The organism is Cellulosimicrobium funkei (assembly GCF_004519295.1).
Taxonomy (GTDB): domain Bacteria; phylum Actinomycetota; class Actinomycetes; order Actinomycetales; family Cellulomonadaceae; genus Cellulosimicrobium; species Cellulosimicrobium funkei.
Window position 1 is genome coordinate 426673 of the sequence record NZ_SOZH01000004.1, and the last position, 23707, is coordinate 450379.

At 74.6% G+C, this 23707-nt stretch carries 20 protein-coding genes; 12 read left to right on the forward strand and 8 right to left on the reverse strand.

The window, feature by feature from the left end:
* Window positions 1–29: 29 nt before the first annotated feature.
* The 3 genes from E1O70_RS07835 to E1O70_RS07845 are packed head-to-tail and all read right to left on the reverse strand — an operon-like array spanning window position 30 to window position 3306.
* Window positions 30–815 carry an exodeoxyribonuclease III gene (locus E1O70_RS07835; RefSeq protein WP_061267149.1) on the reverse strand — a complete coding sequence of 262 codons (786 nt, stop codon included), beginning with the start codon at window positions 813–815 and terminating at the stop codon, window positions 30–32.
* A gap of 59 nt (window positions 816–874) precedes the next feature.
* Window positions 875–1615 carry a response regulator gene (locus tag E1O70_RS07840; protein ID WP_240696636.1) on the reverse strand — a complete coding sequence of 247 codons (741 nt, stop codon included), beginning with the start codon at window positions 1613–1615 and terminating at the stop codon, window positions 875–877.
* The gene (locus E1O70_RS07845) at window positions 1612–3306 is read right to left on the reverse strand and encodes an ATP-binding protein (RefSeq protein WP_240696637.1); all 1695 of its coding nucleotides are present in this window, start codon (window positions 3304–3306) and stop codon (window positions 1612–1614) included. The genes E1O70_RS07840 and E1O70_RS07845 overlap by 4 nt, the downstream gene beginning before the upstream one ends.
* A gap of 183 nt (window positions 3307–3489) precedes the next feature.
* On the opposite strand from E1O70_RS07845, the gene E1O70_RS07850 reads away from it, so the two are divergent.
* The 7 genes from E1O70_RS07850 to E1O70_RS07880 all read left to right on the forward strand — a co-directional run bounded on the left by E1O70_RS07850 (window position 3490) and on the right by E1O70_RS07880 (window position 13287).
* A complete protein-coding gene (locus E1O70_RS07850) occupies window positions 3490–4560 on the forward strand; it encodes a Bug family tripartite tricarboxylate transporter substrate binding protein (RefSeq protein ID WP_061267147.1) in 1071 nt (356 codons plus the stop codon).
* Window positions 4557–5270 (forward strand): tripartite tricarboxylate transporter TctB family protein, encoded by a 714-nt coding sequence (locus tag E1O70_RS20405; RefSeq protein WP_128957623.1) that lies wholly within the window; start codon window positions 4557–4559, stop codon window positions 5268–5270. The genes E1O70_RS07850 and E1O70_RS20405 overlap by 4 nt, the downstream gene beginning before the upstream one ends.
* Window positions 5263–6822: a tripartite tricarboxylate transporter permease gene (locus E1O70_RS07860; RefSeq protein ID WP_043653871.1), complete on the forward strand. Its 1560-nt coding sequence runs from the start codon at window positions 5263–5265 to the stop codon at window positions 6820–6822. Before E1O70_RS20405 ends, E1O70_RS07860 begins: the two co-directional genes overlap by 8 nt.
* Window positions 6822–7220, forward strand: coding sequence for a universal stress protein (locus E1O70_RS07865; protein ID WP_061267146.1), 399 nt, complete (start codon window positions 6822–6824; stop codon window positions 7218–7220). Before E1O70_RS07860 ends, E1O70_RS07865 begins: the two co-directional genes overlap by 1 nt.
* A 58-nt stretch (window positions 7221–7278) precedes the next feature.
* Window positions 7279–8043: an SDR family NAD(P)-dependent oxidoreductase gene (locus E1O70_RS07870; protein ID WP_061267145.1), complete on the forward strand. Its 765-nt coding sequence runs from the start codon at window positions 7279–7281 to the stop codon at window positions 8041–8043.
* Between the two features lie 30 nt (window positions 8044–8073).
* Window positions 8074–8661: an orotate phosphoribosyltransferase gene (pyrE, locus tag E1O70_RS07875; RefSeq protein ID WP_021483023.1), complete on the forward strand. Its 588-nt coding sequence runs from the start codon at window positions 8074–8076 to the stop codon at window positions 8659–8661.
* Between the two features lie 231 nt (window positions 8662–8892).
* On the forward strand, window positions 8893–13287 hold the full coding sequence (locus tag E1O70_RS07880) for an HtaA domain-containing protein (RefSeq protein WP_061267144.1): 4395 nt from the start codon (window positions 8893–8895) through the stop codon (window positions 13285–13287).
* A gap of 108 nt (window positions 13288–13395) precedes the next feature.
* Here E1O70_RS07880 and E1O70_RS07885 read toward each other — a convergent pair whose 3' ends face one another.
* Both E1O70_RS07885 and E1O70_RS07890 read right to left on the reverse strand, forming a co-directional pair.
* The gene (locus E1O70_RS07885) at window positions 13396–14169 is read right to left on the reverse strand and encodes an HAD-IIA family hydrolase (RefSeq protein WP_021482670.1); all 774 of its coding nucleotides are present in this window, start codon (window positions 14167–14169) and stop codon (window positions 13396–13398) included.
* Between the two features lies 1 nt (window position 14170).
* Window positions 14171–14878, reverse strand: a complete 708-nt coding sequence (locus tag E1O70_RS07890) for a VTT domain-containing protein (protein WP_082774328.1) — start codon at window positions 14876–14878, stop codon at window positions 14171–14173.
* 205 nt (window positions 14879–15083) lie between these two features.
* On the opposite strand from E1O70_RS07890, the gene E1O70_RS07895 reads away from it, so the two are divergent.
* Both E1O70_RS07895 and fbaA read left to right on the forward strand, forming a co-directional pair.
* Window positions 15084–15791, forward strand: a complete 708-nt coding sequence (locus E1O70_RS07895) for a TrmH family RNA methyltransferase (protein WP_128957622.1) — start codon at window positions 15084–15086, stop codon at window positions 15789–15791.
* Window positions 15792–15900: 109 nt separating this feature from the next.
* Window positions 15901–16923, forward strand: a complete 1023-nt coding sequence (gene fbaA, locus E1O70_RS07900) for a class II fructose-bisphosphate aldolase (protein ID WP_021482032.1) — start codon at window positions 15901–15903, stop codon at window positions 16921–16923.
* 128 nt (window positions 16924–17051) lie between these two features.
* Here the strand turns inward: fbaA and E1O70_RS07905 are convergent, their stop codons facing one another.
* Window positions 17052–17477, reverse strand: coding sequence for an STAS domain-containing protein (locus E1O70_RS07905; protein ID WP_061267142.1), 426 nt, complete (start codon window positions 17475–17477; stop codon window positions 17052–17054).
* Between the two features lie 139 nt (window positions 17478–17616).
* On the opposite strand from E1O70_RS07905, the gene E1O70_RS07910 reads away from it, so the two are divergent.
* Window positions 17617–19836 (forward strand): SpoIIE family protein phosphatase, encoded by a 2220-nt coding sequence (locus E1O70_RS07910; RefSeq protein ID WP_061267141.1) that lies wholly within the window; start codon window positions 17617–17619, stop codon window positions 19834–19836.
* Between the two features lie 15 nt (window positions 19837–19851).
* Here the strand turns inward: E1O70_RS07910 and E1O70_RS07915 are convergent, their stop codons facing one another.
* Both E1O70_RS07915 and E1O70_RS07920 read right to left on the reverse strand, forming a co-directional pair.
* Complete coding sequence (locus E1O70_RS07915) at window positions 19852–20214, reverse strand: STAS domain-containing protein (RefSeq protein ID WP_043653881.1); 363 nt, start codon at window positions 20212–20214, stop codon at window positions 19852–19854.
* A 72-nt stretch (window positions 20215–20286) separates the two neighbouring features.
* Window positions 20287–20721, reverse strand: coding sequence for a DUF3151 domain-containing protein (locus E1O70_RS07920; RefSeq protein ID WP_043653884.1), 435 nt, complete (start codon window positions 20719–20721; stop codon window positions 20287–20289).
* Between the two features lie 235 nt (window positions 20722–20956).
* On the opposite strand from E1O70_RS07920, the gene E1O70_RS07925 reads away from it, so the two are divergent.
* Together E1O70_RS07925 and purD are read left to right on the forward strand one after the other, a co-directional pair.
* Window positions 20957–22243, forward strand: a complete 1287-nt coding sequence (locus tag E1O70_RS07925; protein ID WP_021482868.1) for an adenylosuccinate synthase — start codon at window positions 20957–20959, stop codon at window positions 22241–22243.
* Window positions 22244–22316: 73 nt separating this feature from the next.
* The gene (purD, locus tag E1O70_RS07930) at window positions 22317–23639 is read left to right on the forward strand and encodes a phosphoribosylamine--glycine ligase (protein ID WP_061267140.1); all 1323 of its coding nucleotides are present in this window, start codon (window positions 22317–22319) and stop codon (window positions 23637–23639) included.
* The last annotated feature ends 68 nt before the right edge of the window (window positions 23640–23707 follow it).

Consider the following 23707-nt stretch of genomic DNA (forward strand, 5'->3'; position numbering starts at 1 on the left):
CCCGAGCCCGACGGCGGACGCCCCGGAGGTCAGCCCGCCAGGTCGACGACGACCGGCACGTGGTCCGACGCGCCCTTGCCCTTGCGCTCGTCGCGGTCGATCGTCACGCCCGTGACGCGCGCGCGGGCGGCGGGCGACAGGTACGCGAAGTCGATGCGCATGCCCTCGTTCCGCGGGAACCGCAGCCGCTGGTAGTCCCAGTAGGTGTAGGTGCGCTCGGCGGGGATCGCCTCGCGCGTGACCTCGGTGTACCCGGCGGCGCCGAACGCGGCGAAGGCGTCCCGCTCGGCGGGGGTGACGTGCGTCTTCCCGGCGAAGTACGCGACGTCCCACACGTCGGTGTCGAGCGGCGCGACGTTCCAGTCCCCGACGAGCGCGACCTGCGCCGCCGGGTCGGCGGCGAGCCAGCCCGCGGCCTGCGCGCGCAGCTCGTCGAGCCAGCGCAGCTTGTAGGCGTAGTGCGGGTCGCCGACCTCGCGCCCGTGCGGCACGTAGAGGCTCCACACGCGCACGCCCCCGCACGTCGCGCCGAGCGCGCGCGCCTCGACCTTGTCGCCGAACGCGGGCTGCCCGGGGAACGACGTCTCGACGTCGTCGAGGCCCACGCGCGAGACGACGGCGACGCCGTTCCACTGGTTCACGCCGACGTGCGCGACCTCGTACCCGGCCGCCTCGAACGGCGCGACGGGGAACTGCGCGTCCGTGCACTTGGTCTCCTGGAGCGCGAGGACGTCGGTCCCCGTCCGCTCGAGGAACGCGACCGCCCGGTCGACGCGGGCACGGACGGAGTTGATGTTCCAGGTCGCGAGGCGCACGGGCCCCACCGTACGGCGTCGCGGGCGCGACCCGCAGCGACCCGCAGCGGTCCCGCCGGTCAGGCGGGCCGGTAGCCGTTCTCCGGTCGCCCGGCCGCGCCGTACCGGGGCGCGACGTCGGCACGCCCCGTGGCGACGAGGTGCTCGAGGTAGCGGCGCGCGCTCACGCGCGACATCCCGGTCCGCGCGGCGACCTCGCCCGCCGACGCGTCGCCCGCGTCGGCGCACGCCGCCGCGAGCGCCTCGACGACGAGCCGCAGGCTGCGCTCGGACAGCCCCTTCGGCAGCGCCGCGGCCTCCGGCGTCCCGCGCCGCACGAGGCGGTCGACGGCGTCCTGGTCGAGCTCGTCGCCCGCGGTGCGCAGCGAGTCGCGCAGACGGGCGACCTCGTCGAGCCGGCCGCGCAGCGCCGCGGCCGTGAACGGCTTGACGAGGTAGTGCTGCACGCCGCCCGCCATGGCCTGGCGGACGCTCTCCAGCTCGCGCGCGGCGGTCGTCGCGACGACGTCGACGGGCGGGGACGGCCGGCGCCGGATCTGGCGCAGCACGTGCAGCCCGGTCGCGTCCGGCAGGTAGATGTCGAGCAGCACGACGTCCGGGTCGAGCACGGCGAACGCGCGCAGCGCCTCGGCCGCCGTGCGCGCCTCGCCCACGACGACGAAGCGCGGGTGCGACTCGACGAAGCCGCGGTGCAGGCGCGCGATCGTCGGGTCGTCCTCGACGACGAGGACGCGGAGCCGGTCGCCCGGCGGCGCCGTGGGCGCGCCGGTGGGGGCGGGGGAGCGGCCGGCGGGGATCACGACGCCGTCTCCGGCGTCCGGGCCCGGGCGCCCGCGGCGGCGTCGACGGGCTGCGCGGGGAGGGCCACCGCGACGCGCGCCCCGCCGAGCACGGAGGTGGTCACCTCCACCGTCCCGCCGCGGCGCGCGGCGACGCGCCGTACGAGGGCGAGGCCGATCCCGCGCCCGGGCGGGCCCGCCTTGGTGGTGTACCCGGCGGCGAAGACGTCGGCGCGCGAGCCCGCGGGGATGCCGGGCCCGTCGTCCTCGACGACGACGACCACCCGGTCGCCCGGCGTCGGGCCCGTGCCGTCGGGCGCGCGGTCGGTCACGAGCACGCGGACGCGGCCCCCGGCCCCGACGGCGTCGACCGCGTTGTCGACGAGGTTGCCGAGCACGGTGAGGGCGTCGCCGTGCAGGGCGGCGTCGTCGGGCCCCGCGGGCGCGGCGAGGTGCGCGGACGGCGACACCTCGAGGCGCGAGCCGCGCTCGCGCGTCGTCGTGGCCTTGACCAGGAGCAGCGCCGCGACCTCGGGGGAGTGGACGCCGGGCGCGACGCCCGACGCGGTGAGCAGCCCGCCGTGCCCGGCGCGCTCGATGAACGCGACGGCCTCGTCGGCCTGCCCGAGCTCCAGCAGGCCCGAGACGACGTGGAGCTTGTTGGCGAACTCGTGGGACTGCGCGCGCAGCGCGTCGGTGAGGCCGCGCGCGCCGTCCAGGTCGCGCAGGAGCGCGTGCAGCTCGGTGTGGTCGCGCAGGAGCAGCACGGTCCCGACGGCGCGCCCGTCGACGCGGGCCCGGTCGGCGCGCGCGAGCAGCACGCGCTCGCCCGCGAGGACGAGCGCGCCGCCCTCCTCGGGCCCGGCGGCGGGCACGTCGGGGTCGTCGGCCGTCTCCGCGGTGTCGGGCACGAGCGCGAGGAGCTGCGGGTCGAGGACGTCGTGCGCGGGCCGCCCGACGGCGTCGGCCGCCGCGACCCCGAGCAGGCGCTGCGCCTCGTCGTTGACGAGCACGACCGTCCCGTCGCGGTCGAGCGCGACGACGCCCTCGGAGATGCCGTGGAGCATCGCGTCGCGCGTCTCGAGCAGCCGGCCGATCTCCTCGGGCTCGAGCCGGAAGATGCGGCGGCGCACGGCACGCGTCACGAACGCCGCGCACACCACGCCGAGCGCCGCCGCGACGCTGAGGGCCGCGAGCAGCCACCCGAGGTCGTCGGCGAGGTCGTCGGCCAGGTCGGACTCGAGGATGCCGACGCTCGCCGTCCCGACGACGTCGCCCTCGGGCCCGAACACCGGGACCTTGACGCGCCACGACTCGCCCAGCGTGCCGGTCTGCGTGCCCGTCCACACCTCGCCGGAGAGCGGGACCGACGGGTCCGTCGAGACCCTCTCGCCGATGCGGGTCGGGTCCGGGTGGGAGTACCGCACGCCCTCGTCGTCCGTGACGACGACGTACGTGACGTCGGAGGCCTCGCGGATGACCTCCGCGATCGGCTGGATCGTCGCGGCGGGGTCGTCGTCGTCGAACGCGTCGATGATCGCGGGCAGGCGCGCGACGGAGAACGCGACCGCGGTCATGCGGTCGAGGTAGGCGTCGCGGAGCTGGCGGTGCTGCAGGGTCGAGGCGACGGCCCCCGCCGACGCCACGACAAGGAGCACGATGGCGACCTGCAGCACGAGGAGCTGCACCCGGAGCGACACTGCTCGACCCACCGCACCAGTGTGCCCCAGGTCCGCCGCACCCGGGCCTCGGCCGTGACCACAACGACCGCAACCACCGGATCGACCACAACGTCCAGTACGACCGCAGCCCTCGCCGTGCCGCCCCGCGCTCCTAGGCTCCCCGGATCAGGTCGTGAGGCCCGCGCCGTTGCGGGTCCCGCTCAAGGAGGAGACATGCGATCCGTCGTCCGCCCGCGCTCCGGGCACACCGTCAGCCCGCGGCACGCTCTCACCGCGACGCTCGCCGCAGGACTCGTCCTCGGTCTCGCCGCGTGCTCGGGCCTCGAGCCCGGCGCCCCCACGACGGGCGGCTCCGGCGACGCGTCCGGCGAGGCCGCCGCGTCGGTCGACGAGCTCGCGATCGTCGTCCCGGCCGACCCCGGCGGGGGCTGGGACCAGACCGGCCGCGCGATGCAGCAGGACCTCCAGGGTTCCGGGCTCGTGCGCACCGCGACCGTCACGAACGTCGGCGGCGCCGGCGGCACGGTCGGTCTCGCGTCGCTCGCCAACACCACCGACCCCCACACGCTGCTCGTCATGGGCCTCGTCATGGTCGGCGCGGTCGAGACCAACGAGTCGCAGGCCCGCATCGAGGACACCACCCCGATCGCGCGCCTCACCGAGGAGCCCCTCGTCGTCGTCGTGCCCGCGTCGTCGCCGTACCAGACGCTCGAGGACCTCGTCGACGACGTCGTGGCGAACGGCAAGTCCGTCTCCATCACCGGCGGCTCCGCCGGCGGGGCCGACCACATCCTCGCGGGGATGCTCCTCCAGGCGGCCGACGTGCCGTCGGCCGAGGTGGGCGGGCTCCTCAACTACGTCGCCTACTCGGGCGGCGGCGAGTCGCTCGCCGCGCTGCTCGGCAACAAGGTCAGCGCCGGGATCTCGGGCGTCGGCGAGTACGCGGAGCAGGTCAAGGCCGGGACCGTCCGGGCGCTCGCGGTCTCGGGCGCCGAGCGCACGGACCTGCTGCCCGACGTGCCGACCATGACCGAGGCCGGGTACGACGTCGAGCTCACGAACTGGCGCGGCGTCGTCGCGCCGGGCGACCTCTCCGACGAGGACCGCGCCGCCCTCGAGCTGCTCGTCAGCGAGATGGTCGCGTCCGACGAGTGGCAGGCGACGCTCGAGGAGAAGGGCTGGGACGACGCGTTCCTCGTGGGCGAGGAGTTCGACGGCTTCCTCACGGAGAACATCGCCGACATCAAGATGACGCTCACCGACGTCGGCCTGGTCGCGCCGTGACCAGGCGTCGCGCCTCGCGCGACGCGCCACCCGACGCGTCGCGCGAGCCGGGGTCGTCGGAGGGTCCGTCCGCGGGGTCGTCCGCCGCGGCTCCCGAGCCAGGACCGTCCGACGCCGAGCCCCGCCCCGGGCCGGCGCCGGCGACGGCCGTCGGCGACCCCGCCGACGGCCAGGCCGCCGGGGACCCCGCAGGCGCCACCCCCGCCGCGGGTCCCCGGCGGCGACCCGGCGAGCTCGTCGTCGCCGGGGTCACCGCCGCCCTCGGGGTGTTCGTGCTCCTCGACGCGGGGACGATCGTCGTGCCGGGCTCGTCGAACACGCTCGGTCCCCGCGCGTTCCCCTACCTCGTGGGCGCGCTGCTGCTCGCCACCGGCCTCGTGCTGCTCGTCGCCGTCTGGCGGGGGCACGGCGGCCAGGAGGAGGACAGCGAGGACGTCGACCCCGACGCCCGCACCGACTGGCTGACCGTCGGTCTCCTCGGCGCGGTGCTGTTCGTGCACGTCTACGCGATCAACCTCGTCGGGTGGCCGCTCGCCGCGACGCTCCTGTTCGCCGGGGCCGCGATCGTCCTCGGCGCTCGCCCGTGGTGGCGCGCCGCCGTGCTCGGCCTCGTCCTGGCCCTGGTGATCCAGGTCCTGTTCGGGGGCGTGCTCGGGCTGTCGCTCCCGCCCGGCCCGCTCCTGGAGGGGGTGACCTGGTTCCGTGGATAACCTCACCGCGCTGCTCGACGGGTTCGCGACCGTCGTCCAGCCCGTCTACCTGCTCTACGCGCTGTTCGGCGTGTTCGTCGGGACCGCGGTCGGGGTGCTCCCCGGCATCGGCCCCGCGATGACGATCGCGCTGCTCCTGCCGCTCACGTACTCGCTCGACGCGACGGCCGCCATCATCGTGTTCGCCGGCATCTACTACGGCGGCATGTACGGCGGGTCGACGACGTCGATCCTGCTCAACACGCCCGGCGAGTCGTCGTCGATCGTCACGGCGCTCGAGGGCAACAGGATGGCCCGCATGGGCCGCGGGGCGGCCGCGCTCGCGACCGCCGCGATCGGCTCGTTCGTCGCGGGCACCATCGCGACCGTCGCCCTGACGTTCGTCGCGCCGTACGTCGCGCGCTGGGCCGTGCAGCTCGGCGAGCCCGACTACTTCGCGCTCATGGTCGTCGCGTTCGTGACCGTCGGCGCGCTGCTCGGGTCGTCGGTGCCGCGCGGCATGGCGTCCCTGTCGCTCGGCCTGTTCCTCGGGCTCATGGGCACCGACACGCTCACCGGCCAGCAGCGGTTCACGTTCGGCGTCCCGACGCTCGCCGACGGGATCGACGTCGTCATCGTCGCCGTCGGCCTCTTCGCGGTGGGCGAGGCGCTGTACGTCGGGTCGCGCCTGCGGCACGGTCCCGTGCACGTCATCCCCGTCGAGAAGGGGTGGCGCTCCTGGATGAAGCGCGAGGACTGGCGGCGCTCGTGGAAGCCGTGGCTGCGCGGGACGGCGATCGGGTTCCCCGTCGGCACCATCCCGGCGGGCGGCGCCGACGTCGCGACCTTCCTGTCGTACGCCGCCGAGCGCAGGTCCGCCGGGAAGCACAAGGACGAGTTCGGCAAGGGCGCGATCGAGGGTGTCGCGGGCCCGGAGGCGGCGAACAACGCCGCGGCGTCCGGCGTCCTCGTGCCGCTCCTCACGCTCGGCCTCCCGACGACGGCGACCGCCGCGATCATCATCGTCGCGTTCCAGTCGTACGGCATCCAGCCGGGCCCGCTGCTCTTCGAGAGCCAGTCCGCGCTCGTGTGGGCGCTCGTCGCGAGCCTCTACGTGGGCAACCTCATGCTCATCGTGCTCAACCTGCCCCTCGTGGGCATGTGGGTGAAGGTGCTCCAGATCCCGCGGCACTACCTCTACGCGGGCATCCTGCTGTTCGGCGCGCTCGGCTCGTACGCGCTGAACTTCTCCCCGGTCGACGTGCTCATCCTGCTCGTCATCGGCGCGATCGGGTTCTTCATGCGGCGCTACGGCTACCCCGTCGCGCCCATGGTCGTCGGCATGATCCTCGGGCCCATGGCCGAGGACCGCCTGCGCCGCTCGCTCGCGATCAGCCAGGGCGACCTGACGACGCTCGTCACCAGCCCGTTCGCCGCGACGGCCTACGCCCTCGTCGCCGTCGTGGTCCTCGCGGGCCTCTGGCTGCGCCGGCGCGAGCGCCGCACCGGCGCCGAGCTCGCGGCGCTCGCGGAGGACGTCCGCGTCGAGGCCCAGGACCAGGAGGTGCGCTGATGACCGTCGTCCTCGCCTACGCGCCCGGCGAGCTCGGGACCGCCGCGACGCGGGCCGCGGCCCGGGCGGCCGTCCTGCTCGGCGCCGGCGTCGTCGTGGTCAACACGACGCGCGGCGACCGGCTCGTCGACCCGCGCTGGGCCGACCACGACCAGCTCGTCGAGGTCGGCACGATCCTCGAGGAGGCGGGCGTCGAGCACGAGGTGCGGCACCTGCAGTCCTCCGCGCTGCCCGCGGAGGTCGTGCTCGGTGTCGCGGCCGAGGTCGACGCCGACCTCGTCGTCGTGGGGGTGCGGCACCGCACGCCCGTGGGGAAGCTCGTGCTCGGTTCCACCGCCCAGCAGATCCTGCTGGGCGCCGCGTGCCCCGTGCTCGCCGTGAAGCCGCCGGCCCGGTGACACGACTCCACCCCGCCTGCGGGCGCCCGGGTCACCCGGGCGCCCGTAGGCTGTGACCATGGCGACAGCACTCATCACCGGCGCGAGCGCCGGCCTGGGTTTGGAGTTCGCGTGGCAGCTCGCCACGGCGCGGCACGACCTCGTCCTCGTGGCGCGCGACGAGGCGCGCCTCGAGGAGACCGCACGGCAGATCCGCGCCGCGGCCGGGGTGCGCGTCCAGGTGCTGCGCGCCGACCTCTCCGTGCCCGACGACGTCGCGCGCGTCGCGGAGCGCCTCGCCACGACCGGCGGCCCGGACGAGCGCCCGGTCGGCCTGCTCGTCAACAACGCGGGCTTCGCGACGCACCAGCACTTCGTCGGGGGCGACCTCGACGTCGAGCTCGAGGCGCTCGACGTCATGGTCCGCGCCGTCATGGTGCTGTCGCACGCGGCGGCGGGCCAGATGACGGAGCGCGGGCGCGGCGCGATCCTCAACGTCGCGTCGGTCGCGGCCCTCACCGCGGGCGGCACGTACGCGGCGGCGAAGGCGTGGGTGCGGTCCTTCACGGAGGGGCTCGCCGTCGAGCTGCACGGCACGGGCGTCACGGCGACCGTGCTGTGCCCCGGCTTCACGCACACCGAGTTCCACGACCGCGCGGGCATCGACAAGTCGGTGCTCCCCGACCTCGCGTGGCTCGACGCCGACCGGGTCGTCGCGGAGGCGCTCGCGGACGTCCGGCGGGGCGTCGTCATCTCCACGCCGTCGGTGCGGTACCGGGTCGCGTCGGCGGCCCTGCGCGCGATGCCGCGCTCTGCCGTCCGCGCGATCGGCAAGTACCGCTAGGCACCGGGCGGGCCCGATACCCTGGCGGTCGTGACTACCGACCCCGCCTCGACGCTCGCCTCGACCCCCCGCGAGCAGCTGCTCGGCCTCATCCGTGAGCTCGCCGTCGTGCACGGCCGCGTAACGCTCTCCTCGGGCAAGGAGGCGGACTACTACGTGGACCTGCGCCGCGTGACGCTGCACCACCGCGCGGCGCCGCTCATCGGCCACCAGCTCCTCGACCTCCTCGAGGAGCAGGGGCTCGGCACGGCGGAGATCGACGCCGTCGGCGGCCTGACGCTGGGTGCCGACCCCATCGCGACCGCCCTCCTGCACGCCGCCGCGTCCCGTGGTCAGGACCTCGACGCGTTCGTGGTGCGCAAGGCGGCGAAGGCGCACGGGATGCAGCGCCAGATCGAGGGCCCCGACGTCGCGGGCCGGCGCGTCGTCGTGGTCGAGGACACCACGACGACGGGCGGCTCGCCGATCACGGCGATCGAGGCCGTGCGCGCGGCCGGGGGCGAGGTCGCGGGCGTCGCGACGATCGTCGACCGTGCCACGGGTGCGGGCGCGAAGATCGAGGCGCTCGGCGTGCCGTACCACTACCTGTTCAGCCTGGAGGACCTCGGCCTCGCCTGAGCCCCTCCCGCTCCGTCTCCCGCCGCTCGACGCGGCGCACCGCCCCGCGGCCTCCTGGGTCGCGGGGCGTCGTCGTGGCGGGAGGAGGCGCGCGTCACATGTCGATAGGTCAGGCTTACCTTGCTTTGGTGAGGCGACCCTTATATGGTCCGTCTCGGCGGAGCGTGAGCACGCTCCCTTCTCGGTCCCGCTCCCCGCCGGGACCTCGCCCGGACCAGCACGGGAGACCTTGTGCGCACTTCATCGCCGAGACGCGTTCGACGCGCCCTCGCCTCGTTCCTCGCCGCGGCGCTCGCCGCCGGCCTCACCGTCGCCGGCACCGGCGCCCCGGCCCAGGCGGCCGCGGCCGACGTGACCGGCGGGTCGGCTACCTGGAACTTCGTCGACTCGTGGACGTCGTACGTCACGGGCGGCATCGCCCAGGGCACGATCACCCCGCCGCTCCAGGGCGGCCAGGCGTCCTACGGCCCCGCGTCCGGCAGCTACGACGCCGCGTCCGGGACGGGCTCCGTCCGTCTCGGCGGCTCGACCCGGTACGAGGGCCACCACGGCGCGCTCGACGTGACGATCTCCGACGTGCGGCTCGACCTCACCGGCCCGACGACGGGCGCGGTCTACGCGGACTTCGCGGGCACGGTGAACCCCGGCGCGGGGGACGACGTGAAGGTCGCCGACGTCACGGTGTCCACGACGCGGGTCGGCGACGAGGTCACGTTCGTGGCCGACGGGACCGTCGTCGGGACGCTCGGGAACGTCTCGCCGTACTTCGCGTCGTACGCGGGCAAGCCCCTGTCGACCCTGACCGCCCGCGTCGTGTCGCCCGAGTCGGTGGCGCCCGCGCAGGCGACGACGACCACGCTCGCCGCAGCGCCCGCGGGCACGTCCGCGGCCGGGGCGAGCGTGACGCTCACCGCGACCGTCGCGCCCGCCGCCGCGGGCACGGTCGAGTTCCGCGACGGCGGCACCGCCCTCGGCACCGCTCCCGTGGCCGACGGCGTCGCGCGCCTCGAGACCGCGGCCCTCGCCCCGGGCAGCCACCAGCTGAGCGCCGCCTTCGCGCCCGCCGACCCGGCCGCGTTCGTCGCCTCGGCCTCCGCGGCCGTCGCGCACACGGTGACCGTTCCGGAGCCCGAGCCCGAGCCGGAGCCCGAGCCGGAGCCCGCCGTCGACCCCGCGGTCACGGTGTCGCCGTCGGCGCCCGTCGACCCGGCGGTGGAGAACACGTTTACGATCCAGGGCACCGGGTTCGTCGGCGCGGGCGCCGCGAACGGCGCGTACGTGCTCCTCGGCGACGCCTCGATCTGGGACGGCAGCGGCCCTCTCGTCGCGAGCGGCTGGCTCGCCCAGGGCTGGGTCATGCCGCAGCAGGTGCGCGACGGCGCGTTCACGACGACGCTGACCGTCCCGGCAGGAAAGCTCGACCCGGCGAAGCAGTACGTGGTGGCGACGTCCGCCGCGCACGGCCTCTCGGCGACCGACCGCAGCCTCGACACGTTCACGCCCGTCGCGGTCCAGGGCGGCACGACGCCCGAGCCGGTCTGGGAGCCGCGGATCACCCTCTACGCCGCCGACGGCACGACGCCGCTCGGGGACGCGCCCGTCCGCCCGGACGACAGGATCGTCGTCAAGGGCTCGGGCTTCGACCCGGCCGCGAACGTCGCGCCGGCGGGCAACCGCCCGCCGATCTCCGGCGGCATCCCCGCCGGCACCTACGTGGTCTTCGGCAGCTTCGCGGCCGACTGGCGCCCGTCGGAGGGTGCCCCGTCGAGCGCGCGCACGGCCGGCTCGCAGCGGTGGGCACTCTCGTCCGCGGCGCTCGACCAGGTGGACCCGCGCTACCAGTCCGCGATCCGCGGGCAGTGGGCCGAGCTCGCGCCGGACGGCACGTTCACCGCCGAGCTCGTCGCGAGCGAGCTCGAGCGTGAGGGCGGCCGCTACGGCGTCTACACGTACGCCGCGGGCGGCACGGTCAACGCCGCGCAGGAGCTGTACGCGCCCGTCGCGTTCACGACGGAGCCCGAGGCGCCCGTGTGGGAGCCCGAGATCTCGGTGCTCGCCGCGGACGGCACGACGCCCCTCGGCGACACCCCGGTCGCGGTGGGCGACACGATCGTCGTCCGGGGCACCGGCTTCGACCCGGCGGCGAACGTCGGCGGGCGCGGCGTCCCGATCCCGGCGACGCTCCCGCAGGGCACCTACGTCGTGTTCGGGAGCTTCGCCGAGCAGTGGCGGCCGTCCGAGGGCGCCGCGGCGTCGACCCGCAAGGTCGGCTCGCAGGTGTGGGCCCTCGCCGAGCCCGTGCTCGACCAGGTCCCCGCGCAGTACCAGTCGGTGGTCCGGGCGCAGTGGGCGGACATCACGCCGGACGGCACGTTCGAGGCGCGTCTCGTCGTGAAGAACCCCGCCGCGCTCGAGGGCGGTCGCTACGGCGTCGCCACCTACGGCGCGGGCGGCGTGAGCAACGCCGCGCAGGAGCTCTTCGTCCCCGTCGCGTACGACGCGCCGGGCACGCTCACGGTCACGCCCGCGTCCACCACGGTGGAGGCCGGCTCGACGATCCGCCTCGCCGTGCGCGGCCTCGCTGCGGACGACGCGGTCAAGGCCGTGACGTTCGGCGGCGCCCCGGCGTCGTACTCCCGCGACGGCGCGACGCTCGTGCTCACGGTCCCCGCCGGCACCCCCGCCGGGCCCGTCCCCGTGGTCGTCACGTCGGAGCTCGGCCTGACCGGCAGCACCACGCTGACCGTGACCGCCCCGGTCCCCGGGGGCGAGGCGAAGTCGACCACGACGACGCTCGCGTCGTCGGCGACGTCGGTCGTCGAGGGCGCGGCGGTGACGCTCACCGCGACGGTCGCGCCGAAGGCGGCCGGCACGGTCCGGTTCGTCGCGGGCGGCACGACCCTGGGCACCGCGGCCGTCACGGACGGTGTCGCGACGTTCCGGACGGGCCCGCTCGCCGTCGGGTCGCACGCCCTGAGCGCGACGTTCGTCCCCACGGACGCCACCGCCTACCGCGGCTCGACGTCCGCGCCGGTGACCGTCGCGGTGACCGCCACGCCGGTGACCCCGGCGCCGACGACGGCCGGCAGCCTCACGTGGGGCGTCAAGGAGTCGTTCCGCAGCTACATCGTGGGCCCGGTCGCGAAGGGCGGCGCGACGGCGACGAGCGGCGCGAGCGTCGTCGACGGCGTCTTCCGCTTCGGCCAGGCCGACGGCGGCACGTGGACCGCGTCGAGCGGCCGGGGGACGGCCCGGTACGCCGGGACGGTCCGCTTCACCGGCCACGCGGGCGCGCTCGACCTCACCCTGTCGAACCCGGTGGTCGAGATCACCGGCCCGGGCACGGGTCGCCTGCTCGCGGACGCGCGCTCCACGGGGCTGGACGGCTCGACGTTCGACCGCACGGGCGTCGCCGTCGCGACCCTGGCGCTCGGTGCGCCGACGACGAGCGCGGACGGGGCCGTGACGTTCCGCGACGCGGCCGCGACGCTCACCGCGGACGGCTCGCTCGCGTTCGTCGGCTTCTACCCGGCCGGGACCGCGCTCGACCCCGTGACGTTCACGGTCGGCGCGAAGGCGACCGCGCCCGGGGGCGGCGGCACCATCGGCGCCCCGGGCGACGGCTCGACCGGCGGGTCCGTGGACCCGGCGAAGGCGACGCTCTCGGTGGCGCAGGCTCGCCCGGGCGACGAGGTGACGATCAGCGGCGTCGGGTTCGGCGCGCGCGAGTCCGGCATCCGCACGGAGCTCCGCTCCACGCCGCGCACGCTCGCGACGGGCACGACCGCGAACGCCGGTGGCGCCGCGAGCTCGACCGTGACGATCCCGAAGGACGTCGCCCCGGGCGAGCACACGCTCCTCCTCGTCGGTGCGGACCACACCGCGTCCGCGCCCATCACGATCGTGGGCGCCGGCACGACCGGCACCGGCTCCGGTTCCGGCAGCGCGACGGAGCAGTGCTTCGCGCAGGGCGTCAACGGCGCGACCCTCTCGTGGGGTGTGAGCGACCGGTTCCGGTCGTACGTCACCGGCCCGATCGCGAAGGGTTCGGTCTCGACGGACGGCGTGCGGGACGGCGGCTCGGCGTTCACGTGGAGCGGCGGCAAGGGCTCGTTCAACACGGACCTCGGCAAGGGCCGCGCGAGCTTCGGCGGGTCGGTGTCGTTCTCCGGGCACGAGGGCATCCTCGACCTGCGGATCAGCAACCCGCGGGTGGTCGTGGACGGGTCGTCGGGCACGCTCGTGGTCGACGTGCAGAGCAGCGACATGGAGGGCAACAAGTCCTCGTCGACCGGCGTCGCGTTCGCGAGCCTGGACCTGTCGGGGAAGAAGGCGACGTCGGGCTCCACGATCACGTGGAGCGGCGTCCCCGCGACCCTCACGGCCGCCGGCGCGAAGGCGTTCGCCGGGTTCTACGAGGCCGGGACCGCGCTCTCGCCGGTGACGGTGAGCTTCCCCGTCGGCGGCGACGTCGAGTGCGACGCCTACTCGGGCGCGCTCGCCACCACCGGCTCCGACGCCGGGAGCCTCGCGCTCCTGGCCGGGACGCTGCTGCTCACCGGTGCGGCCCTCCTGGCGGTGCGCCGCCGTCGCGCGGGTCGCGTGGAGGTGGCCGCGGCCGGCTGACCCCGGTCCCCGGCACGACGACGCCCGGTCACCTCGCGGTGACCGGGCGTCGTCGTGCGTGCGGGGTTCCCCGGGGAGCTGGAACGGCCGGACCGGCCCGGCGTGCCCTCAGACGAGGTCGACGAGGTCCGCGACGGAGTCGACGACCTTGCTCGGCCGGAACGGGTAGCGGTCGACGTCGGACATCGTCGTGGAGCCCGTCATGACGAGGTAGGTGTACAGGCCCGCCTCGATGCCCGCGACGACGTCGGTGTCCATCCGGTCGCCGATCATCGCGGTCGTCTCGGAGTGGGCGTCGATGCGGTTGAGCGCGGAGCGGAACATCATCGGGTTGGGCTTGCCGACGAAGTACGGCTTGCGGCCCGTCGCCGAGGTGATCATCGCCGCGACGGCGCCCGTGGCGGGCAACGGTCCCTCCTGCGAGGGTCCGGTCGTGTCGGGGTTGGTGCAGATGAACCGCGACCCGCCCAGCACGAGGCGGATCGCCTTGGTGATCGCCTCGAACGAGTACGTCCGCGTCTCGCCCAGCACCACGTAGTCCGGGTCGGACTCGGTGAGCGTGTAGCCGGCCTCGTAGAGCGCCGTCGTCAGCCCGGCCTCGCCCACGGCGTACGCGCTGCCCTGGGGGATCTGGTCGGTGAGGAACTGCGCCGTCGCGAGCGCCGACGTCCAGATCGACTCCTCCGGCACGTCGATGCCTGACGTCGCGAGCCGCGCCCGCAGGTCGCGTGCCGTGAAGATCGAGTTGTTCGTGAGGATGAGGAACGGCCGGCCCTTGTCGCGCAGCGCGCGCACGAACTCCGGTGCGCCGGGGATCGCGTGGCCCTCGTGGACGAGCACGCCGTCCATGTCGGTGAGCCAGCTCGTGATCTCTCGGGTCATGTCAGGCGTCCTTCCCGTCCGTGTCGGCCTGGCCGACGGCGGTCGCGTCCTCCGCGACCCCGGTCCTCTGCTGGGCGTCGGCCGCGATCTGCGCCTCGAGCGCCGCCGCCCGCTTCTCCGCCCGCCGCCCGCGCCAGACCTCGACGACCATGGGCAGCACGGACAGGAAGACGATGAGGAGGACGAGCGCCTCGATGTTCTCCTTGACGAACGTGATGTTCCCCAGGAGGTAGCCGAGCCACGTGAGGCCGACGGCCCAGAGCAGCGCGCCGAGCGCGTTGAACCCGACGAAGTGCCGGTAGTGCATCTTGCCGACACCCGCGGCGACGGGGGCGTACGTGCGCACGATGGGCACGAACCGCGCGATGACGATCGTCCGGCCGCCGTACTTCTCGAAGTAGGCGTTCGTCTGGTCGATGTACTTGCGCTTGAAGAACCGGGAGTCGGGCCGGTCGAACACCTTGGGCCCGACGGTGCGTCCGATGAGGTACGCCGTCTGGTCGCCGAGGAACGCCGCGGCGAACAGCAGGACGAGCAGCACGGGCAGGCTGATCTGCAGCGACTCCTGCGCGACGAGCGCGCCCGCGGTGAACAGCAGCGAGTCGCCCGGCAGGATCGGGAAGAGCAGGCCCGTCTCGATGAAGATGACGACGACGATCCCGACGAGCGCGGCGTCGCCGAAGCGCTCGATGAGCGTCATCGGGTCCATCCAGTCGGGGCCCAGGGCGGCGACCGGTCCGGCGGCGCCGAGGCTCGCGGCGTGCGCGGCTCCCGGGAGGGCGGAGGCGAGCTCGGCGAGGGTGGTCACGGGTCACCAGCGTAGCCGGGCGCGGCCGCGTGGCCCGGCGGTCGGTGTGGACCCGCCGTGGAGGTCCGGCGACGACGGACCTGCGGGTCCCGGCAGAATGTGCGCCATGGCGAGCAGCGCGGGCGAGCGGGAGGCGGACGAGCGCGAGGTCGGCGTCGGCCCGTGGCCGGGCGGCCCGGAGGCGTGGCCCCGCGTCCCGGACCCCGCCGGACCGCCCGGAGCGACGCGGCTCGACCCTCGGTACGACCCCGAGCTGCTCGCGCACGGCGACCGCCGCAACGTCGTCGACGCCTACCGGTACTGGACGGTCGAGGCCGTCGTCGCCGACCTCGACGCGCGCCGCGACCCGGCCCGCCGGCTCCACGTCGCGATCGAGAACTGGGCGCACGACCTGAACATCGGCTCCGTCGTCCGCACCGCCAACGCGTTCAACGCGGCCGGGGTGCACGTCGTGGGGCGACGGCGGTGGAACCGCCGCGGCGCCATGGTCACCGACCGCTACCTGCACGTCCACCACCATGCGTCGGTGGCGGACCTCGCGGTCTGGGCGGCGGGGGAGGGGCTGCCGCTCCTCGGGGTCGACAACGTCCCGGGGTCGGTGCCGATCGAGGGCTACGCGCTGCCCGCGTCGTGCGTGCTGCTCCTCGGCCAGGAGTCGGCCGGGCTGACGCCCGAGGCGGTCGAGGCGTGCCGCGCGGTGCTCCACATCACGCAGCACGGGTCGACCCGGTCGATCAACGCCGGCGCCGCCGGCGCGATCGCCCTGCACGCGTGGGCGGCGCAGCACCTGGGGCCGACGGGGTCGCCGAGGTAGAGGCGTGGTCATCCGGGGACCACAGGTCGAACGGCCCTGACCTCGCGCTGTCATCCATGCCAGACTTTGACCTGACAGTCCACCCCGCACGACTCCACAGGAGCTCCGCATGCCCATCGCAACCCCCGAGGTCTACGCCGAGATGATCGACCGGGCGAAGGCAGGCTCGTTCGCCTACCCGGCCGTCAACATCACCTCGTCGCAGACCATCACCGCCGCGCTCCAGGGCTTTGCCGAGGCCGAGTCCGACGGCATCATCCAGGTCTCCGTGGGCGGCGCCGAGTACGGCTCGGGTTCGACGGTCAAGGACCGCATCGCCGGTTCGCTCGCGCTCGCGGCGTACGCGCGCGAGGTCGCGAAGAACTACCCGGTGCAGATCGCGATCCACACCGACCACTGCGTCAAGAAGAACCTCGACTCCTGGGTCCGCCCGCTCCTGGCCATCGAGGCCGAGCAGGTGAAGAACGGCGGCCTGCCGACGTTCCAGTCGCACATGTACGACGGCTCGGACGTCCCCCTGGACGAGAACCTCACCATCGCGGCCGAGCTGCTCGAGCTCTCGCAGGCGGCGCGCACGATCCTCGAGATCGAGGTCGGCGTCGTCGGCGGCGAGGAGGACGGCCACGAGGCCGAGATCAACGAGAAGCTCTACACGACGGTCGAGGACGGCCTCGCGACGATCGAGGCGCTCGGCACGGGCGAGAAGGGCCGCTACCTGACGGCCCTCACGTTCGGCAACGTGCACGGCGTGTACAAGCCGGGTGCGGTCAAGCTCCGCCCGGAGATCCTCAAGGAGATCCAGGAGGCCGTCGGCGCGAAGGTCGGCAAGGAGAACCCGTTCGACCTGGTCTTCCACGGCGGCTCCGGCTCCACGGCCGAGGAGATCTCGGCGGCGGTGGACTTCGGCGTCATCAAGATGAACATCGACACCGACACGCAGTACGCGTTCACGCGCCCCGTCGTCGGGCACATGTTCTCGAACTACGACGGCGTCCTGAAGATCGACGGCGAGGTCGGCAACAAGAAGGCCTACGACCCGCGCGCCTGGGGCAAGCTGGCCGAGGCCGGCATGGCCGCGCGCATCATCGAGGCGTCGCAGCAGCTGCGCTCCGCGGGCAACAAGATCCGCTGACGCCGCACGGCCCGGCGTCCGCTCCGGGCCCGCGTCGCACGAAGGCCCCCGGTCCGTGAGGACCGGGGGCCTTCGTCGTGCTGCGGCGGCGGGCGCGCCCGACGACGGGCGTCAGGCGGCCACGGGAATCAGTCGGTGGTGCCCGCGCCGCTGCCGGGAGGCTCGTCGAGGTCGAAGCCGGGGTCCACGTCGACGATGTCGAGCAGCTCGCCGATGCGGGTCACCTCGAGCAGGAACCGGACCGTGGGCGGGGCGCGGAGGACGCGCACGCGGTGCGGGCCGCGCGACGCGAGACGTGCGAGGAACGCCACACCGGACGAGTCCATGAAGGTCACGTGGTGGGCGTCGATCTCGACGGGCAGGCCGGAGTCCTCCGCCGCGGCGGTCGCCTCCTGGAGGTCGGCGCCGAGGTCGGCGTCGATCTCGCCCGAGAGCACGATGCGGGCTCGCGTCGTACCCACGATGACGTGCACGCTCGCGGGGTCGCCCGCTCCTGCGGGGTCGCCGGCGACGCCGACCGGGCGGTCTGCGGCCGGGGGTGTACCTTCGCGCACCGGCGCTCCTCTCTGGCGTGGTCCGGACCGGTTCCGGTCTCGGGAAGCACCAATCTACGGTTGAATGTCCAGTCGGGACAGTAACGCGACCGTGGCGTCCGTTTCCAGACGATCGACGCTCGGACCGTCGGAGGTGACGATGGGCAGCTCGCCGGGGCTCGGCACCGACCTGCCCGCGCACGTCCAGGAACTGTGCACACGCGCGATGGACGCCACCGGGGTCGCGATGTTCGTCACGGGCCCGCGGTCGGCGGAGATGCCGATCGTCTGGGTCAACCGCGCGTTCGAGCGGCAGACCGGGTTCACCGCCGCCGAGGTGCTCGGCCGCAGCCCCCAGGTCCTCGAGTCGCTCCTCGCGAACCCCGTCGACGCCCAGCAGCTCCGCGCCGCCGTGGCCGACGAGCGCGAGCTCACCTACACCGTGCGCACCTTCCGGCGCGACGGGGTCGCGGTGTGGACGCAGCTCTCGCTCGCGCCCCTCACCGGCCCGGACGGCACGGTGACCCACTGGGTCGGTGCGCAGGTCGACGTCTCCGAGCACCTCGACCGGTACGCGGCCCAGGTCGCGTCGCTCGCGCTCGAGCGGCGCGAGCGCGCGGTGCTCGACGTCGTCTCCCGAAGCTCCGACCTCCTCGCCGACCTCGACCAGCCGTACGCGTTGCGCGACATCACGGCGCTGCTCGCGGGGTACGTCGTCGACTGGGCGGGCTTCTACCTCAACGACGACGGGCTGCGGTACGCGGAGGGCGTCGACACGGCGGCGCCCCCGAGCGGGCGCGGCCAGCGGCACGGCCGCTACACGCCCGGCGTCCTGCCCCTGGCCCCGGGCGTGCACGCGACCGACGCGCTCGGCGACTCGGCCTCCGTCACCGGCTCGGTGCCGCGCGTCCGCGTGGACGTGCCCGACCGCGTCCAGGACGTGCTCGACGGGCGCATCGAGGGGCCGGTGACGCTCGACCTCTCCGCCACGTACCCGCAGTGGTCCGCCTCGGGCTGGCTCCAGCGCGACCTCCACCACCGGCTCTCCGGGCTGCCCCGGCGACCGGGGTCCGTGACGGTGTCCGCCGTCCCGGGGCGCCGGCGCATCCTCGGCCTGCTCGTCACGGGAGACCTGCCCGACACGCCGCCGCAGGGGTTCGGCACCGACGCGGAGGCCCGCGAGGGCGTGCGCACGCTGCTGCAGGTCATCGCCCGCCGCGCCGGCACCGCGATCGACAACGTGCGCCTGTACGCGCGCGAGCACCGCCTCGCCGAGACGCTCCAGCGCGCGATGCTCCCCGAGCAGGCCGACGTCACGGGCCTCGACGTGTGGACGTACTACGCGCCGAACTCCGAGCACGCCCAGGTGGGCGGCGACTGGTACGACGTCCTGCAGATCGCGCCGGACGTCGTCGGCCTCGTCATCGGCGACGTCGTGGGGCACGACGTCGAGGCCGCGGCCGCGATGGGCCAGCTGCGCTCGGTGGTGCGCTCGTACGCGTACGAGCTCACGACGCCCGGCCCCGTGCTCGAGCGCGTCGACCAGCTCGTCCAGGGCATGCGCATCCCGCGCTCCGCGAGCCTCGTGTACGCGGCGCTCACGCAGCCGGACGCCGCGCAGCCCGAGGACACGTGGCGGATCGAGTACTCGCGCGCCGGTCACCTGCCGCCGCTCCTGCTGCGCGACGGCACCGTGACGCAGCTCGACGACGCCGGGGGAGCGCTCGTCGGCTTCGGCGGCCGCAGCCGCTCGACGGGCGTCGCGACGCTCCTGCCGGGCGACACGCTCGTCTTCTACACCGACGGCCTCATCGAGCGCCGCGACCGCGCCCTGCGGGTCGGGCTCGAGGCGCTCGTCGCGGCGTCCGAGGCGGTCACGGCCGTCGACGCCGCGGGCGTGGGCGAGGAGCTGCTGTCGCGCCTGGCCGACGCCCCCGAGGACGACGTCGCGCTCGTCGTCGTGCGCATCCCCGACCCGCAGCGGGACGCGTCCGCCGTCGTGCTCAGCCCGCGCAGCCGCCGCTGGCTCCTGCCGAGCGAGCCGGCGTCGATCGGGCGTGCGCGGCACGCCGTCGTGCGCACGTGCCAGGCGTGGGGCGTGCGGGAGAGCGCCAACGCGGAGCTCGTCGTCTCGGAGCTCGTCGCGAACGGCGTGCTGCACGGGTGGGGCCACCTCGCGCTGCGCCTGTTCGACACGGGCGACGGCATCCGCGTCGAGGTCGAGGACTCCAACCCGGCGCCCCCCGTCCCCACGGACGGGCACCCGAACCGCATGGGCGGCTTCGGCATGCAGATCGTCGAGCGGCTCGCCGACTGGGGGTGGCGCCCGACGGCGTCGGGCAAGCTCGTGTGGGCAACCCTGCGACCCTCGGGGCGCTAGGACGCCCCGCGGGCGTCAGGCCGGGGGCTCGACCTTGGCGAAGCCGGACGGGGGCGTCGCGGGCTCGCAGCGGTGGTCGTTGTCGATGCGGAACAGCTCGAGCGCGCCGCACACCTCGAGCACGAACAGGTCCCGGTCGTCGCAGCCGCGCAGCACCGTCGCACCGCCGCGCTTGCGACCGGCGTCGGCGAGCGAGATGAGGAACGCCGCGCCGGTGGAGTCCATGAACGTCACGCGGCACATGTCGATGACGAGGAGCTGACGGCGCAGCCCGACGACGCGTGCAGCGATCTCCGGGAACTGGTCGCGCTCGGCGAGATCGAGGTCTCCGGCGATGACGAGGGTCGTCGTCGCGGGGGACGTGGCGATCTCGATCATGCCCACGACTCTAGACGCCGCCCGGGTGCGTCGCGCGCCCACCCGGTGGTCGCCGGGCGGACGCGCGGCCGGTCAGCGCAGCGCGCGCACCTCGTCGGCCGAGGTGCCGGAGTCGCGCAGGAACTGCTCGCAGCGCTCCGCCTCCTCGACCTCGCCGAGGTACGCGGCGCACTCGGCGAGGGCCAGGAGCGCGCGCAGGAAGCCCTGGTTCGGCACGTGGTCGGCCGGGATCGGGCCCTGGCCGCGCCAGCCGGCGCGCCGCAGGGAGTCCAGCCCGCGGTGGTAGCCGGTGCGCGCGAACGCGTAGGCCGTCACCGCGCCGCGCGAGCCGTTCTCGTGGAGGAAGTCCTCGGCGAGGTAGGCCCACGCGAGCGAGCTCGCGGGCGAGCGGCCGGCGATCTCGTACGGGTCGCCGTCGGCCGCGATGGCGTCGCGGACGTGCGCGTAGTCGTCGGGGAGGCGGACGGGTGCGGGGCCGTCGAGGAGGTTCGGGTGGGTGTCGCTCATGAGGCCATTCTGCCCATCCCGGGCGTGACGCGGTCGATAGCCGCCTCGAAGGTCAATTTCCGTCATCCGACCGGTAAACTCGGCGCCGGTCCCCGGGTCTCTGCCGCCCGGGTGACGCCTCGGGCCCGCGGGCCCGGCGCCGTCGGGCACGCCGTGCCCGCTCCGCTCCGGACGCCGGTGCGCGCCCACGACCATGACCGGCCCGAGGAACAGGCAGCGCGAAAGTGGGGATTCCATGCCAGGCGTGGTGCTCGTCGGTGCCCAGTGGGGCGATGAGGGCAAGGGCAAGGCGACCGACCTCCTCGGGTCCCGGGTCGACTACGTGGTCAAGTTCAACGGCGGCAACAACGCCGGCCACACGGTCGTCATCGGGGACGAGAAGTACGCGCTCCACCTGCTGCCGTCGGGCATCCTGTCCCCGGGGGTCACGCCGGTCATCGCGAACGGTGTCGTCGTCGACATCGAGGTGCTGTTCCAGGAGCTCGACGACCTGATCTCGCGCGGCGTCGACGTCTCGCGCCTGCTCGTCTCGGGCTCCGCGCACGTCATCGCCGGCTACCACCGCACGATCGACAAGGTGAGCGAGCGGTTCCTCGGCAAGCGTCGCATCGGCACGACGGGCCGCGGCATCGGGCCGGCGTACGCGGACAAGATCAACCGCGTCGGCATCCGCATCTGGGACCTGTTCGACGAGAAGATCCTCGCGGAGAAGATCGAGGGCTCGCTCGACCAGAAGAACCACCTGCTGGTGAAGGTCTACAACCGCCGCGCCATCACGGTGGACGAGACCGTGGCCGAGCTGCTGCAGTACGCCGACCGGCTCAAGCCGATGGTCGCGGACACGGCGCTCGAGCTGAACAAGGCGCTCGACGCGGGCAAGAACGTCCTCTTCGAGGGCGGGCAGGCCACGATGCTCGACGTCGACCACGGGACGTACCCGTTCGTCACGTCGTCCAACGCGACCGCGGGCGGCGCGCTCACGGGCTCGGGCGTCGGGCCGACGCGCATCAGCTCCGTGATCGGCGTCATCAAGGCGTACACGACGCGCGTGGGCGAGGGCCCGTTCCCGACCGAGCTGTTCGACGCGAACGGCGAGTACCTGCTCAAGCAGGGCGGCGAGTACGGCGTCACGACGGGTCGCGCGCGCCGCTGCGGCTGGTACGACTCGGTCATCGCTCGCTACGCGACCCGCGTCAACGGCATCACCGACATGGTGCTCACCAAGCTCGACATCCTCACCGGCTTCGAGAAGGTGCCGGTCTGCGTCGCGTACGACGTCGACGGCGTCCGGTACGACGAGATGCCGCTCGACCAGACGGCGTTCCACCACGCGAAGCCGATCTACGAGGAGCTCGACGGCTGGTGGGAGGACATCTCCGGCGCCCGCACGTTCGACGACCTGCCGGTCAACGCGCAGCGCTACGTGCACGCGCTGGAGGAGATGTCGGGCACGCGGATCTCCGCGATCGGCGTCGGCCCGAGCCGCGACGCGATCATCCCGCGCCACGACCTCATCCACTGAGCCGACGACGCCCGCCGACCACGGCCCGGACGCCCCGCGGGGCGTCCGGGCCGTCTCGGTAGACTCGGCGCCCGTGAAGATCCTCGTCGTCGGGACCGGTGCCCGCGAGCACGCCATCGTCCACGCCCTCGCGCACGAGGCCGACCGCCCGGGCGCGGAGCGCCACGAGCTGCACGCCGCCCCGGGGAACCCGGGCATCGGGGACCTCGCGACGCTGCACGCGGTGGACCAGAACGACGGCGCCGCGGTGGCCGCGCTCGCGACGGACCTGGGCGTCGAACTCGTCGTCGTCGGCCCGGAGGCGCCGCTCGTCGCCGGCGTCGGGGACGCGGTGCGCGAGGCCGGCGTCCCCGTGTTCGGGCCGAGCGCCGAGGCCGCGCGGCTCGAGGGGTCCAAGGCGTTCGCGAAGGACGTCATGGCCGCCGCGTCGGTCCCCACGGCGCTCGCGCACGTGTGCACCGACGTCGACGAGGTCGCGGCCGCCGTCGACGCGTTCGGCGCGCCCTACGTCATCAAGGACGACGGCCTGGCCGCGGGCAAGGGCGTCGTCGTCACGGAGGACCGCCAGGCCGCGCTCGAGCACGCCGCCGCGTGCTTCGCGACGCCCCGCCGCGCGGCGGACGGCACGCCCGAGGACCCGTGCGTCGTCGTCGAGGAGTACCTCGACGGTCCCGAGGTCTCCCTCTTCTGCGTGAGCGACGGCGCGACGGTGGTGCCGCTCGCGCCCGCCCAGGACTTCAAGCGCGCGTTCGACGCCGACGCGGGCCCGAACACGGGCGGCATGGGCGCCTACAGCCCGCTGCCGTGGGCGCCCGAGGGCCTGGTGGAGGAGGTCGTCACGCGCGTCGCGCAGCCGACGATCGACGAGATGGCGCGCCGCGGCACCCCGTTCGTCGGCGTGCTCTACGTGGGCCTCGCGCTGACGAGCCGCGGCACGCGCGTCGTCGAGTTCAACGCGCGCTTCGGCGACCCCGAGACGCAGTCCGTGCTCACGCGCCTCGCGACGCCGCTGTCCGCGGTCATGCTCGCGGCGGCCCAGGGGCGGCTCGCCGAGGTCGGCCCGCTGCGCTGGCACGACGACGCGTCGGTCACCGTCGTCGTCGCGGCGCACGGCTACCCGGGCGCCGACCGCGGCGGCGACCCCATCACGGGGATCGACGCGGCGGAGGGCGTGGAGGGCGTGCACGTGCTGCACGCGGGCACGTCGCGCGCGGACGACGGCGGCCTGGTCGCCTCGGGCGGCCGCGTGCTGTCGGTCGTGGCGCGCGGCGCGGACCTGGCCGAGGCGCGCCGCCGTGCGTACGCGGCGGTCGACCGCATCGTGCTCCCGGGATCGCACCACCGCACCGACATCGCGGCGAGGGCCGCCGCGGGCGAGGTCACGCTCGCGCGCTGACACTCCGCCGTCGAGCACGGCACGGCGGTCGTTCTCCGCGGGGAGCGACCGCCGTGCCGTGCGCAGCA

Excerpts from the sequence above, each read along its gene's own strand:
- E1O70_RS07850 (WP_061267147.1), top strand. The coding sequence starts at position 3,490 with ATGCGATCCGTCGTCCGCCCGCGCTCCGGGCACACCGTCAGCCCGCGG.
- E1O70_RS07865 (WP_061267146.1), top strand. The coding sequence starts at position 6,822 with ATGACCGTCGTCCTCGCCTACGCGCCCGGCGAGCTCGGGACCGCCGCG.
- E1O70_RS07870 (WP_061267145.1), top strand. The coding sequence starts at position 7,279 with ATGGCGACAGCACTCATCACCGGCGCGAGCGCCGGCCTGGGTTTGGAG.
- E1O70_RS07885 (WP_021482670.1), bottom strand. The coding sequence starts at position 14,169 with ATGACCCGAGAGATCACGAGCTGGCTCACCGACATGGACGGCGTGCTC.
- E1O70_RS07890 (WP_082774328.1), bottom strand. The coding sequence starts at position 14,878 with ATGGACCCGATGACGCTCATCGAGCGCTTCGGCGACGCCGCGCTCGTC.
- E1O70_RS07895 (WP_128957622.1), top strand. The coding sequence starts at position 15,084 with ATGGCGAGCAGCGCGGGCGAGCGGGAGGCGGACGAGCGCGAGGTCGGC.
- fbaA (WP_021482032.1), top strand. The coding sequence starts at position 15,901 with ATGCCCATCGCAACCCCCGAGGTCTACGCCGAGATGATCGACCGGGCG.
- E1O70_RS07910 (WP_061267141.1), top strand. The coding sequence starts at position 17,617 with ATGGGCAGCTCGCCGGGGCTCGGCACCGACCTGCCCGCGCACGTCCAG.
- E1O70_RS07915 (WP_043653881.1), bottom strand. The coding sequence starts at position 20,214 with ATGATCGAGATCGCCACGTCCCCCGCGACGACGACCCTCGTCATCGCC.
- E1O70_RS07920 (WP_043653884.1), bottom strand. The coding sequence starts at position 20,721 with ATGAGCGACACCCACCCGAACCTCCTCGACGGCCCCGCACCCGTCCGC.
- E1O70_RS07925 (WP_021482868.1), top strand. The coding sequence starts at position 20,957 with ATGCCAGGCGTGGTGCTCGTCGGTGCCCAGTGGGGCGATGAGGGCAAG.